Origin of the sequence: Rhizobium sp. Root1204 (assembly GCF_001424965.1) — a bacterium.
In the GTDB taxonomy this organism is placed as follows: Bacteria; Pseudomonadota; Alphaproteobacteria; order Rhizobiales; family Rhizobiaceae; genus Pararhizobium.
This window is the reverse complement of record NZ_LMCZ01000004.1, coordinates 163,844-177,785: the sequence shown is the minus strand read 5'-3', so window position 1 is coordinate 177,785 and position 13,942 is coordinate 163,844. Positions and strand designations below refer to the sequence as shown.

Genomic DNA, 13,942 nt, shown 5'->3' with positions numbered 1-13,942 from the left:
TCATTATCAAACCCCGGCGGAAACGCCGGGGTTTTTTGTTGCGCTTCTTACCAGGCGTCGGGTTGGCGAACCATGTGAACGACATTGGCGGGATTCATGATCCAGCCGCCCTGGAATTCCTCGCCGAGATCCTCGATCTGATCGCAGCGAATGGCGCCGCCGTCCTCAAGCCGGGCCAGCGCACCGCGATGATCTTGCGCAAACAGTTCAAGCCAGACCTCCGCCTGGGTGAAATTCGGCGCTTCATCGATCCACAGCCGGTTCGGTCCGAGAAGAAAGCCGACTGCCGGCGCCTTTTCCTCGAAAGGTTCCAGCCCGACGACATCGCGATAGAAGGCGATGACCGCATCATATTGGTGCGAGGGAACTTTCATGGCGATGTTCAAGCCACCTTGGATTTTGACTGACATGGAGAGCCACCTTTCCTGGACATTGGGTTTGTTGCACTGCGGCGTGATCATTCGCTCGGAAGGCATGTTCTCCCAGCCGATCCTGCCGCCAAAGAAATTATGTTATAAAAATATAACATGTCAAGCAGCCAGGGCAGAACCGTAATTTTCTGGGCGTTGGCCGACGGCATGCGCCGGCGTTTGCTGGACGCCGTGAAGGGCGTGCGCAGATAAGCGGCTCGCTTTATGGGGCGGGGAGGGAGAGGCGGCGTCGTAAGACGCGCTGTAAGACGCAGGTCTGGTGATTGCCTCCGCGAGGCGCGCAAATATGCGAAGCGGCTGAGTGCGCTTTCCACTTGCCGCTCTGCTGTTTTGGAAGCGGAAGTCAGGGGAGAGCATGCGCAACGTAAGCTTGGCCAGATCCGTGGCCTTGCTCTCGCTTATCCATATTCCGGAATAGTGCGATTCATACAAAAGAGCCCCGGCCATCCCTTGAGATGGCCGGGGCTCTTTGTTGTCTAAACGTCGATCATCAATCGTTCGCGGTGACCTTGACGCCAAGCACGCTCGGGACCGTGTTCGGAGCGCCCATGGCGGCACCTATGATCATCGGGAATGGAACCGGATTGGCCGGTTCGGCCGCAATCGTCAGGCTCTTCGGCGCATCCAGATAAGCGTTGACGGCGCTCGAGACCTGGTTCTGCAGCTCCGGAACGTTGAGCTGCGCCATCATCAATGGCACCATGCCCTTCAGCGACTGCGCCAGCTGATCGCCGGACACGCCCTGCTGCGAACCGATGTAGTCGAGCACGCGCTTGGTGATCGTTGCGTCATCGAAGCGGATCGACGCGCTGTTGAATGTCAGCTGCTGGATGAGGCCCATCATCGACAGGCCCATAGCCTGGTTCGCTTCTTCCTTGTTCGGGTTGGTTTCCACGGCCTTCATGGCTTCCTGAACGGACTTCATGAAGTCCAGGGTATAGCCGGAAACATCAAAGGCGATCGCGAGGCGGCCGACATTGGCGAAGTCGAAGGCATATTCCTCAAGCGAGACATTGCCTGTAGCCACTTCCCAGCTGCCCTTGATCGTCATCTCGCCGGCAAGGGTCTTCAAGCCAAGCTTTTCGATCGCGTCCTTGGACTTGGCATCCTCGACGTCGGACAGGTCAGCCTTGATGCCGGACATCGTGGCGTCGAAATCGAAACCGGCATCGCTTTCCTGCTTCGTCAGGTTGGCTTCCGATTCTTCCATCGAAAATACCTGCTTGCCCTTGGCGGTGACCGTCACCGGACCGGTGCCTGCGGTTTCGTAGAGAACGATATCGTTGATCGTGCCGCCGGTGGGATTGCCGGGAATGCTGAGGCCACCGATGGTGATGTCCTTGGCGGAGATCGCGGTTTCGTCTTCCTTGACGTCGACATCCGGCAGCGTGACGGTTTCGGCATAATAGCCGCCACCTTCGGTTTCCTCGACACCCTCGAGTGTCACCTCGCCGATCTTGAAATCCTTGCCGGGGGCGGCCGTCGATTTGACGCTGACGCCGGTCAGCGTCACGGTCGTGCCGTCCACAGCAACGTTCTCATAAGCGACAGTCGCACCGTTGAGCGCATAGGCTGCGTTCAGCTTGGTGACGAGGTCCGCGCCGTCGAGCGCGAAGGCCGGACCGGAAAGGCCAATAAACGCGGCGCTGGCAAGCATCAGACGGAGGTTGCGGGTAGGCATCATAGAGTGGTTCCTTGTTGTAAAGGTCTAATTTCGAAGGCATTTCTAATACGGATTAAGGCCGAAATATATTCGAATTGCTTCGCTACGTCATGTTTCATGCCGTTGTCTATTTTTGGGATGAAAATAGTTCGAGGGAGCCCCGATTTCCGTAGAAAGACGCACTTTCCGGATGGGTGGGAGGCGCAGAAGGCCCCTCGATTTTGCAAAAACACTCAAAATTAAGCCTGATTGCAGAAACGTTTTGAAAGCCTGAGTCGGCGATTGTCGCGCAGGCCGCCGTCCTGATGTCATTGGAGGCGTTCGCGGTCCCGTATGTTGATGTTACACATGGTGTTGCCGTGCAGGGTTCTCCACAGCGCAATCCCCTGCAATCCTTGCCGTTCAGGGTTTGTTGCGGTAGCAAGAAACCATGGGACAGAGCCTTTTGCCGCCGTCGGGCGGAGACGATCATATTCAGCCGGTTGACCTCAAGGCAGCGCTGGAAGAGCGCTATCTTGCCTATGCGTTGTCGACCATCATGCACCGGGCGCTGCCGGACGTGCGCGACGGCCTGAAACCGGTGCACCGCCGCATCGTTCATGCGATGAGCGAAATGGGGCTGCGCTCCAACTCCTCGTTCAAGAAATGCGCCCGTATCGTCGGCGATGTCATCGGTAAATTCCACCCGCATGGCGACCAGTCGGTCTACGATGCGCTGGTGCGGCTGGCACAGGATTTCTCGCAGCGTTATCCGATCGTCGATGGCCAGGGCAACTTCGGCAACATCGATGGCGATAGCGCGGCTGCCTATCGATACACCGAAGCCCGCATGACCGATGTGGCGAGCCTTCTGCTCGAAGGCATCGACCAGGACGCGGTGGATTTCCGGCCGACCTATAACGAGGAAGATCAGGAACCGGTCGTGATGCCCGGCGCTTTCCCGAACCTTCTGGCAAACGGCGCTTCCGGCATCGCCGTCGGCATGGCGACCTCGATCCCGCCGCACAACGCCCACGAACTCTGCGATGCGGCGCTGCACCTGATCAAGAACCCGGCTGCGACGATCGAGGAGCTGATGCTCGATCCGAACAACCCGGAGCGCGGCGGCATCGAAGGCCCGGATCTTCCGACCGGCGGCATCATCATCGACAGCCGCGAAAGCATCATCGAGGCTTACAAGACTGGCCGCGGCGGTTTTCGCGTTCGCGCCAAATGGGAGGTCGAGGATACCGGCCGTGGCGGCTATCAGATCGTCGTCACCGAAATTCCTTTCCAGGTGCAGAAGTCGCGGCTGATCGAAAAGATCGCCGAACTGCTGCTTGCCCGAAAACTGCCGCTGCTCGAAGACGTGCGCGACGAATCGGCCGAGGACGTGCGCCTCGTTCTGGTGCCGAAGAGCCGCTCGGTCGATCCGACGATCCTGATGGAATCGCTGTTCAAGCTGTCGGAATTGGAAAATCGTATTCCACTCAATATGAACGTGCTCTCCATGGGCCGCGTTCCGAAGGTCATGGCGCTGAACGAGGTTCTGCTCGAATGGCTGGATCATCGCCGTGAAGTTTTGCAGCGCCGCTCGCGCTTCCGGCTGGCCGCCATCGACCGCCGCCTGGAAATCCTTGGCGGTTATCTGGTTGCCTATCTCAATCTCGACGAGGTGATCCGTATCATCCGCGAGGAGGATGAGCCCAAGCCCGCCCTGATGGAGCGCTTCACGCTCACCGATCTGCAGGCCGAATCGATCCTTAACATGCGCCTACGTTCGCTGCGCAAGCTGGAAGAGTTCGAGATCCGCACCGAATTCGATTCCCTGTCGAAGGAGAAGGCGGAAATCGAGGCGCTGCTGGCGTCGGACGAAAAGCAGTGGCAGACGGTTGCCTGGGAAATTGGCGAGGTGAAGAAGAAATTCGCCAAGGCCACCGAAATCGGCCGCCGCCGCACGCTGTTCTCGAATGCCCCGGAAGCCGATCTGGAAGCCATCCAGCAGGCGATGATCGAGAAGGAACCGATCACCGTCGTCATCTCTGAAAAGGGCTGGATCCGCGCGCTGAAGGGGCACATCTCGGATGTCTCGACGCTGCAGTTCAAGGAGGGCGATGGGCTGAAGCTGTCGTTCCCGGCCTCGACCACCGACCGCATCCTTGTCGTCACCACTGGCGGCAAGGCTTACACGCTGGGCGGCGACAAGTTGCCGGGCGGGCGCGGCCATGGCGAACCGCTGCGCATCATCGTCGACATGGAAAACGATCAGGACGTGCTGACCGCCTTCGTTCACGACCCGGCGCGAAAACTGCTGATCTCGTCTGCGGCCGGCAATGGTTTCGTGGTGCTGGAAGGCGATATGGCCGCCAACACCCGCAAGGGCAAGCAGATCATGAACGTCGCCATGCCGGACGAGGCCAAGCTGGTCATTCCGGTCAAGGGCGATCATGTCGCCATCGTCGGCGAAAACCGCAAAATGCTGGTCTTCCCCCTGGTGCAGATCCCGGAAATGGGCCGCGGCAAGGGTGTGCGCCTGCAGCGCTACAAGGATGGCGGCGTTTCCGACATTCGCAGCTTCGCCATCGCCGACGGCTTGACTTGGGCCGACAGCGCCGGCCGCAGCTTTACCAAGACCAAGGACGAACTGGCCGAATGGCTGGGCGACCGTGCCACCGCTGGCAGGGTGGTGCCGAAGGGCTTTCCGCGGAGCGGCAAGTTTACGGGGTGATGGCTTCCGGAGGCGGCAAGTTTGCTTAAAGCAATCCTGTATTTGTCTCCTCCGGCTTTGCTTCCAATTGACTTCCGATGTCAGTCCCGGCTGCCGGAAGAATAATTACGCCGTCGGTGATTGAAGAGAAAGTTTATCGCCTGCTTTCCAATCAAACTTCGCCAGCATTCTCTTAGGGAGGATACCCCCCTCTTCGGCGCCAATCTTTCGTATTTTTGACCTTCATGCCGAGGCTCAAATGTCCGTCGGCAATTATTGCACTACCATAAGTTAAGGGCAATCTTGACTTTCACCCGGTAAACGGAAACTCGTTCGACGCATCCACGGCCGATTTCTTCCGCATTTGCCAGACCGAATGCCCGACCAAGGCCAGAATCAGCACTGCGCCGCCGATCAGGGTCTGCGACGTCGGGACTTCCATGAAGACGATCCAGATCCACAGCGGCGCGAGGATGGTTTCGAGCAGGTAGAACATGCCCACTTCCGGCGCGGACAGATAGCGCGGGCCGGTGGCGAGGCAGAAGAAGGCGAGCGGGATCATGATCAGGCCGTCGAACATGATCCAGCCCGGATGGGCAATGGCAAGGCCTTCCGCTGGCGACAGAAGATAACCGATGATGGCGGGGAAGATGGCGGTTGCCAGCGGCACCAGCCCCATATCCTTACCGCTGGCGCGGCTGACGGTGATAGCGGAGGCGAGCATCAGGGCGGAACAGACCGCCATGGCGTCGCCGAAGAAATTACCGCTCTTCAAGCCATCCTGAACGATCAGCCCGACGCCACAGACCATGACGGCCATCGTCACCAGCGTCGCATTGGACGGGCGTTCTTTCAGGAAGACCCAGGAGAGGATGGCGGCAAACATCGATGTGAAGGCAACGATGAAGACGACATTGGCCGTTGCGGTATTGAAGACGGACAGAAGGAAGGTGAAGGAGCCGAGACCGTAGAACAGACCGGCGAGCAGCCCTGCCTTGCCGGGTACTAGGGCGATCTTGCGGCCGAGGAACTTGTTGAGAACCACCCACGCGACCAGCGCGACGGCGAAAGTGCAGAGGCTGCGGACCGCCAGCAGCGACCAGACTTCGCCATCGGCAGAGCGGATCAGAGGGATGTCGAAGGAGAGGGCAAGGCCGCCAATGCCGGTGATAAGAAGCCCGCGGCGGTGATGGGCGGCATCGATGGGTTCACTCAAGATTTCGTCCTGTCAGGTGGGGGCACTTTACCCTGTATAGCGCTCCCAGCCCTGGGCCATAAGGTGCTCCTGCGGCAGAAACTTTGTTTTATAGTCCATTTTGCGCGATCCCTTGACCCAATAGCCAAGATAGACGTGCGGCAAGCCCCGTTCCTTCACTTTGCGGATGTGATCGAGAATCATGAAGGTGCCGAGCGACCGGTCGGCGAGATCAGGATCGAAATAGGAATAAACCATCGACAGACCATCGCCCATCTTGTCGGTCAGTGCCGCCGAGATCAGCGGTCCCTTCGCCTTGCCGATTGTGTCGCCTTCGACCTTGAGCCGGTATTCGATGATCTTGGTGTTGACGTGGGTATCCTCGACCATCATCGCATAATCCAGCACCGACATGTCTGACATGCCGCCCTTCTGGTGGCGGTGGTCGAGATAGCGGCGAAACAGGCTGTATTGTTCGCTGGAGGGTTCCGCGGGATATTCCGTCGAAACCACGTCGCTGTTCAAAGCCAGGATACGCCGCATCGAGCGGGTGGGGGAGAATTCACCGGCGACAATGCGCACCGAAACACAGGCCCGGCAGCTTTCGCAGGCCGGCCGATAGGCGATATTCTGTGAGCGGCGGAACCCGCCCTGGGTGAGCAGATCGTTGAGTTCCGGGGCCCGTTCACCCACCATGTGGGTAAACACCTTCCGCTCCATCTCCTGCGGCAGATACGGGCAGGTTGCCGGTGCGGTCAGGTAAAATTGTGGAGACGGTGTAGTTTGCGTATTCATATGATGCGGAGATCGCTCTTCTTGGCCGCTTGGATAACATTAGCATGGCGCAAGATTAGAAAAGGTCAATCGCGACTTTTTGAACTGTCGCGTTGCGAGGCAATAAAGCGTGATCTAGCCGGGATAGGCGGGGAAGGGCTAGTTTAGCAACAGCCCTTCCTGCGCAGGAATCAAAATGTCTCGCGCCGGACAGTGACCGTACCGATAAGCAGATCATGCAACAGGCGTCCACGATCGGTGAACAGGCCAACCAGCAGCACCAGCGGCGTCAGAATCGCGTTGGCAATCCAGAAGATCACCAGATGGACGATGGCGGTGAGAAAATCCATCGGCCGCCCGTCAGTGCGGGCGATCGCCAATCCCATCATGCTCATGCCGGGCGAAGCCTGTTTCGGGCCACCCACGGTCATGCCGAAATAGAGCATGGCAAGACCGGCAAACAGGACCGGATAAAGCAGGAATCCAAGGCCGAACGTCAGGATGCCGAGAAAGAACACGACGACAGCGGCGGGAATCCAGAGAAGCCCGACGATCGCATAGTCGATGATGAACGCCATAACGCGACGGCTCAGCACGCCCTGATAGGCCCGCCAGTCGTTGGTGGGGATTCTGAGGTTTTCGTCCTGCACGCTCATGTCTGTGTCTCCAGTTCTTATCTGATATGGGAAGCGGTATCAAAAATGCAAATCCGCCGGGCGGGCAAATCTGTAATGGGGCGGCCTTCAGTCTGCGTTCATATGAGTGTGCTAACGATGATGCGCGCTGCAAATCTGGGAGGCTCATCTTCCTAAAAGACACTGGTTCCCAGCCAGTTTGTTGAATAGCAGCGATATATCCGCAGTTACCGGTTCCTCATCATGCCCCTCAGTCTCCATGCAGATACCAATACCGGCCGTTTCGGCGGTCTCCGGGCCCATCTCTGGTGCATGGCGCTGCTGGCGGTTGTCTGCACCCTGCTGCTGGCCACCTCGACGATATCGGCGTCAATTGATGCGTTCCGCAAGGCCCAGGCCGGCGCGGAAAACATGCGCCAGTTCACGGCGATCTTCGATGCGGCAAATTTCATTTCTGCGGAGAGAGGGCCGGCCAACAGCCTGATGACCGTAGCGGATACGGGCCAGACCGAGGCTCGCCGGAGATGGAGTGATTTCGTCAGGGACACCGACGCCGCGTTGCGTGAACTGGAGCGGCGCGACATACCGGATGCGATGATTGATGACGTCCATGCCCGGCTTGCCGCTGCGCGTGCTCTGATCGGAGCGATCGGGCAACAACCGCGCCATGCCCGGCGTTACGAAGAAATCCACGCGGCAATCGGCGCCATGTTCGTGGCGAGGGATTCCTACCGGAGGATCATCGAGTGGCAGAGTGGAGAAATCCTGAGACGAGATCCAGACCTCTCCGCCATCGTCGTGCAGGGCATCGCGCTCAGCGATCTGCGCGAATATGCTGGGCGTCTGGGCTCCTACCTGATTGCACCGATGGCAGCGGGAACAGGTGTCACGCCACAGGATATCGCTGCAAGCAGCGCTGCGCGCGGTAGGCTGCTTGAAGTCTGGGATCTGGTCGGCCCGCGTTCTGCGTTGCCGGTATCGGACCCGATCCGGCTGAAGCGTCAGGAGGCGGAAGATACCTTCATGCGGGACGGCCTTGCGCTGATCGACGAGCAGATGGCGATCGGCCGCAGGAGCGGTCGTTTCTCTCTTGATGGCGTGAGCCTGACGCAACGCTATGTCGCACTGATGCAGCCGCTTGGCGACATGAGAAACATCTATCTGACCGAGATCGTCAGCCAGTTCGAGGCGGGGGAGCGGGAAGCGCTGTTGACACTTTACCGCAACGGACTGACCACGGCCGTGTTGCTGATGCTTGTGCTCGGTCTCGTTGCAGCAGTTCAGATCTATATCCTGCGGCCTTTGCTTCGAGGTGCACAGGCCGTTGTCGCCCTTGCCGACGAGCGCCCGGCCGGTCTGGTTACGTCGCCGGGCGACGTACAGGAAATTAAAAGGCTCTACGGCGCCATCGGCGTTCTTGCACAGCGGCTCAATGAGCGGACGCTGCTGACGCGGCAGCTCGAAATCCTTGCCACGACCGATGGATTGACCGGTCTTCTCAACCGGCGCGCGCTGGAGGATCAAGTGGCCGCGATGGCGATGGACGGGGCGAAATACCTGATCCTGTTGGATATCGATCATTTCAAATCGATCAACGACCGCTACGGCCATCCCTTTGGCGACATCGTCTTGCGCGCCATCGCCGACCTGATGCGCCATTCTATTGGGCAATCAGGTTATCTGGCCCGCTTCGGTGGGGAAGAGTTTGCGATCCTGCTGGAGAGCGGCTCGCCGCCTGAAGCTGCTTGCAAAGCGCGAAAGCTCAGGATGGCGATCGAGAGGTGCCCGATTGAGGCTCCGGATGGTGAAGTGTTGACGGTGACGGCAAGCTTCGGCGTGGCCGGTGGAGCGCATCTGACATGGAGCGACATTCTCGCCCACGCCGATGCCGCCCTCTACCGAGCCAAGGATGCCGGCCGCAACCGGGTCAGAGCTTCGCGCGCGCCCGTCTGAGCGCGCGGTGTTTTTGGCTTCTTCGGCCGGGCCGGTATCAGCGCTTGGCCAGAATACGTGCCACATCAACCGCGAAATAGCTGAGGATGCCGTCGCAGCCGGCGCGCTTGAAGGCAAGCAGCGTTTCGAGCATGACCCGCTCGCCGTCGATCCAGCCATTGGCGGCGGCGGCCTTGATCTGCGAATATTCGCCCGACACCTGATAGGCGAACACCGGCAGGCCAAAACTTTCCTTCATCCGCCAGCAGATATCGAGATAGGGCAGGCCGGGCTTGACCATCAGCATGTCGGCACCTTCCTCGACGTCGAGGGCGGCGTCACGCATAGCCTCGGTGCCGTTGGCCGGGTCGATATAGTAGGTCTTTTTGTCACCCTTGAGCAGGCCGCTGGTGCCGATCGCTTCACGGTAGGGGCCGTAGAAGGCCGAGGCAAACTTGGTCGCATAGGCCATGATGCCGACATTCTGGTGTCCGGCCGCATCGAGAGCCCGGCGGATCGCGCCAACCCGTCCGTCCATCATGTCGGAAGGCGCGATGATATCGGCACCCGCATCGGCCTGCATCACCGCGGCCCTGGCAATCTGCGCCACCGTCTCGTCGTTGACGATCTCGCCGCCGCGCAGGATACCGTCATGGCCATGGCTGGTGAAGGGATCGAGTGCCACGTCGGTGATGACCCCGATGTTCGGCACGGCCTTCTTGATGGCGCGGGTCGTCTCGTTGATCAGGTTGTTGGCGGCAAGGCTGTTGGAGCCGGTGTCGTCGCGCAGCGAAATATCGACATTCGGAAAGGTCGCCAGCGCCGGGATGCCGAGATCGGCGGCGAGCTTTGCTGCTTCCACGGCCTTGTCGATGCTCATCCGGTTGACGCCGGGCATGGCATCGATCGGCTCGACGATGTTCGTGCCGGGAACGACGAAAATCGGCCAGATCAGATCATCCACTGTCAACCGGTTTTCCTGCACCATCCGGCGGCTCCAGTCTGCCTTGCGGTTGCGGCGCATGCGGCGGTGGCCGGTGATGAGGTCAACGGTATCGGTCTTGTCGGTCATGGCGATCGTCTTTCGTCAGCTTCGTCCTGTTCGTCGCGGTTTATCATGGGCGCTCATCAAAGGAAAATGCTTGAGGTGCGGCGTTTCATCATCCCATCTGCGGAGCTTCTGCGTTTCCCTATGTGGAAAAGGTGGGCCGTGAAGGAACTATCCCGGCCCTGTCCAGTTCTGAACTCATCCTGCGGAAAGCCTGATGAAAATCACCGATGAGCGGTGAGGGGCTTCCAAACAGAGGAGAAGACGATGAAAACTTTCATTACACTTGCCCTTGCCGCTACTCTTTCTGCGGCCTCGCTCGGTGGTTTCGCCTATGCGCAGACCACGAGTTCCACCACGTCCATGATGGCGGACGACATGCTGACCATTGTCAATGTCGGTGAGGAAACCAACGCCAGCACCGACACGTCGTCGATTCCCGCGACCTATCGCAACCCGTCGCCGGAAACGATCAGCAACGCCCAGGCGGAAATTCAAAATGATCCGGCCTTGATGGCGGCGTTGGAGGCGAAGAATGTCCAACTCGAAAATGTGATCGGCATCCAGACGGCTGCGAACGGCGGCAAGGTGGTCTATACGAAATAATCATCCGCAGTCTGAAAGGGTCCCCGTTTGCGGGGCTCCTTCTGCTGTTTAGACGGTGCCGCGTGTGCGAGGACGCGGCTTGCCGATGCTCCGTTGCGGCAACAAAAAAAACGGCCTCTCCGCGAAAGGAGAGGCCAAATGTTCAAGTTGGTGCGTATCCGGATCGACTGCCAAGTGACCGGCATTCAAATCGTTTCCTGCTAGGCCGCCGTTCGCAATTAACTTTGTTAATCCCAAAATCTTTTTCGCCGCGCCGGGTGAATGAAAATCAACTTCAGCCATAAGCGTTAGCGGGAATACATGCGGCCGAACGCCCCTTGTAGGGGAATATCTTTCCCATGGCGGGCTTTCTTCGGCGAGATTTGCCGCGCGTGCCGGTTGGAGGGCTTTTCCCCAAGGTTGCAATCCCCATATGCTTTTGAATGCAATCGGGTTAGCCTGAGAGGCGAGGAGGCAGGCAAACATGGACGACACATTGAGCGAGACGCAGCGCAAGCTGACGACCATCTTCTGCGCGGATGTACAGGATTACACGCGTCTGATGGGCGCGGACGAGGAAGGCACGCTGGCGATGCTGAAGCATTACCGCGACGCGATGTCCCGGTTGATCGACGCGCATGGCGGACGGGTGATCAATACCTGGGGGGACGGGGTGATCGCCGAGTTTCCGAGCGTCGTTGAATGTGTGCGCGCAGCGATGGATGTTCAAAATGAGCTGGCAGGCCAGAATGCCGCGCGGCCGGCAGACGGACGCATGCAGTTCCGCATCGGCATCAATCTCGGTGATGTGATCGCCGATGGCGATGATATCTATGGCGACGGTGTCAACATTGCCGCGCGCCTGCAGGCGTCGGCCACAGCGGGCGGGATCGTCATTTCCAATACGGTCTACGACCAGGTGCGCAACAAGGTGGCGGTCGGTTTTGATTTCCTCGGCCCGCTGGCGGTGAAGAACATCGCTGATGGGGTGCCGAGCTATGCCGTGCGCATCGGTGAGGGCACTGCCGGGTCATTGCCGCCTTCAGACGCGCCGCGCCACTCTGAGGCAAGGCCCGATACCGCAGCCATCCGGCAGACGCCGGATGGCGCCGGGCCGCCGAGCAACGGCTTTCCGGCGATCACCCGCCCGATATTCGGGTTGGCCGCGCTGGGCGTGGCTGTGCTGATCGTCATCAATATCCTGTCGTGGCAGGGCGTTTTCTGGGCGGCCTGGCCGGTTTTGGGAGTTGCGGTCTTGTCGGCGCTGGTCTGGATCGCCATTCAAAATCGTTTCGACCGGCTGGTTGCAGGTCTTGGTGTCATTAGCCTGGGTATTGCCGGGATCAATATTTTGACATGGCACGGGATTTTCTGGTCGGCTTGGCCGCTTCTCGGGATCGGCATTGTTGCTGCCCTTTACAAGATCCTCCGCCGGTAACAGAGCTGCGCGCTGATCATTCGTTGCATCCGGACACAAGAGGCAGCCGTTCCGGACAGGGCAGGGCAGGGCACGCATCGTGCCACAGGATAGGCGGATTATCCGTCTGGCAAAGCGCCAGCCCGCGCCCTATCTTCGCCGCCATGGCCCTTGATTCTGTGAAAATCCCCAAACTCTCGCTCACCGAAACGCTGTTCGGATTGTTCCTGCGGCTGGTGGCCGTGTCGTGTTTCTGGTTCGGCCTCAACTATTGGGCGATGCTGATCGGCTTCTCTTTCGGGGGGGGCGGACGGTTCGACCTGTTGCCTGTTCCGTGGCGGGTGGCGGCGACAGCACTGGCCGTCATCTATCCTGTCGCGGCGCTTGGATTGTGGCTGTTGGTCTCCTGGGGGCCGGTGATCTGGGTGGCAGCGGCAGGGGCGGAAATCGTCATGTTTGCGGTCTATCCGCAGATTTTCGGGGAGAAGCCGCTGCTCGTCATTCTGCACGCCGCGGTGGCCGTTACCTTCGTGCTTTTCAGGGCTGCGATCTTCTATCAGCGGGCACGACAGGCACGTGCTGCAAGAATTGATTTACCCTGAGACAAGGGCTGTGGATAGTAAGGCGCTGTTAAGGCTGGTGTTTAAGTAGAATTTTATACGTATTCGATAGTGTCTACCTCAAGGCGGGAAGAGAAACATACACCGCCAAACAAAACAGTGAGGCAGTCATCATGAACACCAAAATGAAACCGCAGGTCGTTTCCACCAAAGATCCCCACGAAGACGCGATCCGTTCGCTCTACATGGAATCCCTCCACCTGGTTGAGCGTCTTCATCGCCGTCTGCTCGATGTCGTCAAGGACGAATTCGACCGTTCGGGCCGCTCCGACGTCAACGCCGTCCAGGCACTTCTCCTCTTCAACATCGGCAATTCGGAACTGACGGCCGGTGAACTGCGCTCGCGCGGTTACTATCTCGGCTCCAACGTATCCTACAATGTTAAAAAGCTGGTTGATCTCGGCTTCATCAATCACCAGCGCTCGCGCGTCGACCGCCGCTCGGTCCGCATCAGCCTGACCGAAGAAGGCCAGGAGATCGCCGAAACGGTCGCCAAGCTCTACGAGCGCCATATCGGCTCTATCCAGAAGGTCGGCGGCATCGGCACTGACGAGTTCGGCCAGATGAACAAGCTCCTGCAGCGCCTCGACCGCTTCTGGAACGACACGATGCTCTACAAGCTCTAAGCGCGAAGACCATCGCCAAGGCTTGTGATGATTGCCGACGGGTGCGCATGGCGCACCCGTTCGCGCGTTTGGCGCCTATTCGACGATCAACGTTCCATCTGCCCAGATTTCCTTGACATAGTCTGAGGCTCCGGTTCGACGCCAGATGAAGGTACCTTTGCTGTCCTCATCGTCTTCCGTGTAGTGGGCGTCCACCCAGACCTCATCGCCCTTTTGGAGCATGTCTTCGAAAACGAGTTTGCGGATGGCCGGATCGATCTGCTGATCGACAGCATAAATCGCCGTTGCCCCCTCGTTTCTTACCAGAATTTTAAACGCCATAATGTCCTC

Annotated in this window: 14 protein-coding genes; 6 read left to right on the top strand and 8 right to left on the bottom strand. The window is 59.1% G+C overall.

From position 1 onward, the window contains the following. Positions 1-47: 47 nt before the first annotated feature. Both ASC96_RS06385 and ASC96_RS06380 read right to left on the bottom strand, forming a co-directional pair. Positions 48-410 carry a hypothetical protein gene (locus ASC96_RS06385; RefSeq protein ID WP_060502239.1) on the bottom strand — a complete coding sequence of 121 codons (363 nt, stop codon included), beginning with the start codon at positions 408-410 and terminating at the stop codon, positions 48-50. Between the two features lie 511 nt (positions 411-921). After that, positions 922-2,115, bottom strand: coding sequence for a hypothetical protein (locus tag ASC96_RS06380; protein WP_060502197.1), 1,194 nt, complete (start codon positions 2,113-2,115; stop codon positions 922-924). Between the two features lie 409 nt (positions 2,116-2,524). On the opposite strand from ASC96_RS06380, the gene parC reads away from it, so the two are divergent. After that, on the top strand, positions 2,525-4,801 hold the full coding sequence (gene parC, locus ASC96_RS06375; RefSeq protein WP_060502196.1) for a DNA topoisomerase IV subunit A: 2,277 nt from the start codon (positions 2,525-2,527) through the stop codon (positions 4,799-4,801). 289 nt (positions 4,802-5,090) lie between these two features. Here parC and ASC96_RS06370 read toward each other — a convergent pair whose 3' ends face one another. From ASC96_RS06370 to ASC96_RS06360, 3 genes are all read right to left on the bottom strand, one after another. Continuing rightward, positions 5,091-5,996: a DMT family transporter gene (locus ASC96_RS06370; RefSeq protein ID WP_060502195.1), complete on the bottom strand. Its 906-nt coding sequence runs from the start codon at positions 5,994-5,996 to the stop codon at positions 5,091-5,093. A gap of 27 nt (positions 5,997-6,023) precedes the next feature. Then, positions 6,024-6,770 (bottom strand): arginyltransferase, encoded by a 747-nt coding sequence (locus tag ASC96_RS06365; RefSeq protein ID WP_060502194.1) that lies wholly within the window; start codon positions 6,768-6,770, stop codon positions 6,024-6,026. A gap of 170 nt (positions 6,771-6,940) precedes the next feature. Next, on the bottom strand, positions 6,941-7,405 hold the full coding sequence (locus tag ASC96_RS06360) for an RDD family protein (protein ID WP_060502193.1): 465 nt from the start codon (positions 7,403-7,405) through the stop codon (positions 6,941-6,943). Positions 7,406-7,627: 222 nt separating this feature from the next. On the opposite strand from ASC96_RS06360, the gene ASC96_RS06355 reads away from it, so the two are divergent. Beyond that, entirely contained in the window at positions 7,628-9,337 is a 1,710-nt protein-coding gene (locus tag ASC96_RS06355; RefSeq protein ID WP_060502192.1) for a GGDEF domain-containing protein, read from the top strand. Between the two features lie 37 nt (positions 9,338-9,374). Here the strand turns inward: ASC96_RS06355 and hemB are convergent, their stop codons facing one another. Further along, a complete protein-coding gene (gene hemB, locus ASC96_RS06350) occupies positions 9,375-10,388 on the bottom strand; it encodes a porphobilinogen synthase (RefSeq protein WP_060502191.1) in 1,014 nt (337 codons plus the stop codon). Between the two features lie 243 nt (positions 10,389-10,631). On the opposite strand from hemB, the gene ASC96_RS06345 reads away from it, so the two are divergent. Then, a complete protein-coding gene (locus ASC96_RS06345; RefSeq protein WP_060502190.1) occupies positions 10,632-10,970 on the top strand; it encodes a hypothetical protein in 339 nt (112 codons plus the stop codon). A 48-nt stretch (positions 10,971-11,018) separates the two neighbouring features. On the opposite strand, the gene ASC96_RS32500 is transcribed toward ASC96_RS06345, so the two are convergent. Next, complete coding sequence (locus ASC96_RS32500; RefSeq protein ID WP_156393789.1) at positions 11,019-11,252, bottom strand: hypothetical protein; 234 nt, start codon at positions 11,250-11,252, stop codon at positions 11,019-11,021. 193 nt (positions 11,253-11,445) lie between these two features. Between ASC96_RS32500 and ASC96_RS06340 the strand changes: the two genes are divergently transcribed. The 3 genes from ASC96_RS06340 to ASC96_RS06330 all read left to right on the top strand — a co-directional run bounded on the left by ASC96_RS06340 (position 11,446) and on the right by ASC96_RS06330 (position 13,612). After that, positions 11,446-12,387, top strand: coding sequence for an adenylate/guanylate cyclase domain-containing protein (locus ASC96_RS06340; RefSeq protein ID WP_060502238.1), 942 nt, complete (start codon positions 11,446-11,448; stop codon positions 12,385-12,387). A 143-nt stretch (positions 12,388-12,530) separates the two neighbouring features. Further along, a complete protein-coding gene (locus tag ASC96_RS06335) occupies positions 12,531-12,968 on the top strand; it encodes a DUF6163 family protein (protein WP_060502189.1) in 438 nt (145 codons plus the stop codon). 131 nt (positions 12,969-13,099) lie between these two features. Beyond that, positions 13,100-13,612 carry a MarR family winged helix-turn-helix transcriptional regulator gene (locus ASC96_RS06330; protein ID WP_037107503.1) on the top strand — a complete coding sequence of 171 codons (513 nt, stop codon included), beginning with the start codon at positions 13,100-13,102 and terminating at the stop codon, positions 13,610-13,612. Positions 13,613-13,687: 75 nt separating this feature from the next. On the opposite strand, the gene ASC96_RS06325 is transcribed toward ASC96_RS06330, so the two are convergent. Continuing rightward, entirely contained in the window at positions 13,688-13,933 is a 246-nt protein-coding gene (locus tag ASC96_RS06325; RefSeq protein ID WP_060502188.1) for a hypothetical protein, read from the bottom strand. Between the last annotated feature and the right edge of the window lie 9 nt (positions 13,934-13,942).